The sequence below is a fragment of the Pseudoalteromonas sp. SR45-5 genome, from assembly GCF_014163565.1.
GTDB lineage: Bacteria > Pseudomonadota > Gammaproteobacteria > Enterobacterales > Alteromonadaceae > Pseudoalteromonas > Pseudoalteromonas distincta.
This window is the reverse complement of sequence record NZ_JACJDN010000783.1, coordinates 1-1,577: the sequence shown is the minus strand read 5'-3', so window position 1 is coordinate 1,577 and position 1,577 is coordinate 1. Positions and strand designations below refer to the sequence as shown.

The following is a 1,577-nucleotide window of genomic DNA, read 5'->3' as shown; positions in this document are numbered from 1 at the left end:
CACCGAAGACAATAAAATTTTAGTGGGCCTGAGCTTTATGTTCTTAGGTGTCTGCTTAGCCAATATTTTAGGTTTACTTTTAGCTAAGTTTTTACGCAGAGCGCCAGAAGTAGGTGTAAGACGCGCATTAGGTGCGAGTAAAAGGCAAATATTTTTACAGCACTTAGTTGAGGTCGCCATGCTTGGCTTTATAGGTGGCATGCTAGGAATTGTACTAGCACAACTTGGCTTAATGGGCGTAGGGCAAAGCTATGACTACTATGAAAATTTAGCGACAATGGATTTAACCATGCTATTGAGCGCCCCATTGATTGCAATTACAACCTGCATTTTGGCTGGTTTGTACCCTGCTTGGCTAGTGTGTAAAACCAACCCTGCTATTTATCTTAAGAGCCAATAAGGAATGTCACAATGTTAGAAATAAAACCTATATTTAACGCCTTATGCCGCTCAAAGGTGGGCGCTGTATTACTGCTAATTCAAATTGCAATTACCACTGCCATAGTCAGTAATGCTGCATTTATCATTCAAGATAGAATTAGTTATTTAAACCAAGAAACGGGCTACCCTGAACAAGATATATTTAAGTTTAATGTAATGACCTTTGGTACTGATATTAACTTAAGTCAGCAGTTTGAGCTTGATGAAAGCATGCTTAGAAAAATGCCAGGCGTGGTCGATGCCGCATTAAGCAGTAGTATTCCACTATCAGGGAGTGGCAGCGCTTCGAGCTTTAATTTAAAACCTGCCCCACAAGAAGGCCTAAGTGTCAGGGCCGCTTATATTTTTATAGACGATCATGCTATTAATACCTACGGCGTTAACTTAATTGCAGGGCGAAACTTTACCGAAGATGAAGTGCTCGTTACAAACGAAATTACACAAAAGCGCACCAACGTCACTATAGTCACTAAAGCCTTACTTGATGAGCTCTACCCTGATGGAGATGGTTTAGGGAAAATAGTTTATTTTGGTGACCTACCACTTAAAGTTATTGGCGTGATCGGAAAAATGAAAGGCCCGTGGCTCAAAGACAGTAAACCCGATAATCTTGCGTTTATTCCTTATATTAAAGCAGCAAGTTATGCACAAGTTGCCGTTCGTACTAAGCCTGGTCAGCTAGCAGCTGTAATGAAAGAAATAGAAAATGCTATGCTCGAAAATTACAGCAAACGCGTTATTAACAACATTAAAGGGCTTGATGAATTAAAAAATGAGTATACCGCTCAAGATCGCCTTATGATGCGCATGCTCATAGTATTAATCACTATTTTAGTGCTTATAACCGCTCTCGGTATTTTTGGCTTAACCTTATTTAATATTAGCAAACGTACTAAGCAAATTGGTACACGCAGAGCACTTGGCGCAAGAAAGTCAGCTATTGTTAGCTACTTTTTAGTAGAAAATGCATTAATTTGTAGCCTAGGTTTAGCCTTAGGTGTAGTAACAGCAATACTACTTGGGAAAATGTTAATGCAGTATTTTTCTGTAGCCGCACTACCGCCAAGTTATATAGCCGTTACCGCCATTGCCGTATTTTTAATGAGTTTACTTGCAGTATTAGCGCCGGCTAAACG

2 protein-coding genes are annotated in these 1,577 nt (G+C 39.8%); both read left to right on the top strand.

The genetic code is table 11. The annotated features are described in order from the left end of the window. A partial coding sequence (locus tag H5072_RS19000) for an ABC transporter permease (RefSeq protein WP_182694454.1) occupies window positions 1-400 on the top strand: 400 nt, incomplete at its 5' end. Between the two features lie 11 nt (window positions 401-411). Then, window positions 412-1,577, top strand: a 1,166-nt coding sequence (locus H5072_RS18995) for an ABC transporter permease (RefSeq protein WP_182694453.1), incomplete at its 3' end; no start/stop codon positions are given.